The organism is Burkholderia sp. MSMB1078WGS (genome assembly GCF_001528895.1).
Lineage (GTDB): Bacteria > Pseudomonadota > Gammaproteobacteria > Burkholderiales > Burkholderiaceae > Burkholderia.
The window spans coordinates 1-1,605 of the sequence record NZ_LPDI01000002.1; the positions used below are offsets into that span (position 1 = coordinate 1).

Consider the following 1,605-nt stretch of genomic DNA (forward strand, 5'->3'; position numbering starts at 1 on the left):
AGCACGGGGAGCTATTCGCGACCAAGGCGTCATATAGATTTATGCAGCCAACATCGACATTACGATTCGGAGTTGTCGAAAATTGGGGCGACCAAACGTTGCCGCAATTCCCGGAAATATATTATCTAGAATCGACCTGATTTAAATTTTCGCGTCTGCCGGAATAATCCGGGTGATTTCTTCCGTATTTGTTATGCGCAAAAACAAATTCTCCGCTTGCAATTGCAGATAGAGTTGACAAGTCGAGAGCCAAGCAATATCCGGCAATAATTTCTGCAAGCCGATTTGCGGAATTATCTCCAGTGCAACCCATCAACTCCAAGAATTTTCGTTGTTTTGGCAATCCAGTGCCACCACCTACCGTTCCAACAATTAGGCTCGGCAGGACAGCGGTCGCTTGGATAGCGGCTCCGTTCTCACATAGATGAATATTCATCAAACCGAGAGACGACTCGTGCGAACAGGCAATATCTTGCCCCGTTGCCGTAAATATGGCTGCAACTGCGTTTGCGAAATTTATATTCACTCCTACCATGCCGGCAGCCGCTGCTCCCAGTGACAGCTTTTGATAGGCATCACAAAGCTGTGCTGGCGTCACGTGAAGAATGCGTTTAGTGACTGGTTCGGAAAGTCTGCATTCTGCGATGACACGCTTACCACGCCCACCAATAAGTGATTGAAAACTAACTTTCTTGTCACTTGAAACATTTCCCTCAATAAGCCAATTGACAGGAAGTAACCCTTGTTCTCGCTCAAGCTGGTTCAGTATCCACTGGCAGCATGTCCAAGTGCAAGATGTCGTCATGTTCTGACCGGCTGCGTCACCCGTCTTGAAGATGAACGCCACATGAAGGTAACGTCCCAAAATGCTGGGCTGGATTTGCTTGAGATACGCATGCTTGGACACAGCCGCCGTCTGCGCTTGTATCGCTTCGAAATGCGATTCAATCCAGTTTGCGACGAGTACGGCCTCTTCTACGCTCGAGTACTCAAATACCGGAACGCGCATCATTTGATCGCTGACAACGCGGACTTTGACGCCGCCGCACAAGTTGATTGCGGCAGCACCACGACTTGCGGAGGCGACAAGTGCCCCTTCCGTTGTCGCGAATGGCGCATATATTGTTCCTCGCGCGTGTTGACCAGCCATCAAGAGTGGGCCCGCCGCACCAACAGGTACTTCAACGGATCCGATCAGCGCTTCGATGTTGTGGCAAACTGCTTCGGCAGAAAAACCTATCTCCGCCACTGGGCCCAGATCGTATCCGGAGGATTCTTGAAGAACCGCTAAGCGCGCCTGACGCGCTTCCTCTGTATGCAATGTCTTCCCCGGCATTCTCAGACGTCGAAACGGGACTTCGCTTTGCGTTACGGGCACGTCATTCCTTTCAATCGCCAAGTTTTTTTTCATTTCCGTTTCTCTCCGTTTGTCTTTTGGTAAACGAATTCGGCCAATCGAGTGTAACGACTACTGTCACGTAATTTATATTTGGAATTATTGTGGCATAAAAATAATCATCATAGAATAGGGAACTTGAGAATTCGGACAATATTGCATGCTCGCGAGCGAAAAAGACCGCCTTGTAAGCGTTTCGGGATGCCGCC

Annotated in this window: 2 protein-coding genes; both read right to left on the minus strand. The window is 49.3% G+C overall.

The genetic code is table 11. The features are described from left to right. Positions 1-121: 121 nt before the first annotated feature. Positions 122-1,411: a hydroxymethylglutaryl-CoA reductase gene (locus WT24_RS31810; protein ID WP_082742039.1), complete on the minus strand. Its 1,290-nt coding sequence runs from the start codon at positions 1,409-1,411 to the stop codon at positions 122-124. Continuing rightward, positions 1,389-1,605: hypothetical protein (locus WT24_RS35070; protein ID WP_218921565.1), on the minus strand; the 217-nt coding region annotated here is incomplete at its 5' end. The genes WT24_RS31810 and WT24_RS35070, both read right to left, overlap by 23 nt.

Coding starts and splice junctions, on each gene's coding strand:
- WT24_RS31810 (WP_082742039.1), bottom strand. CDS start 1,411: ATGAAAAAAAACTTGGCGATTGAAAGGAATGACGTGCCCGTAACGCAA.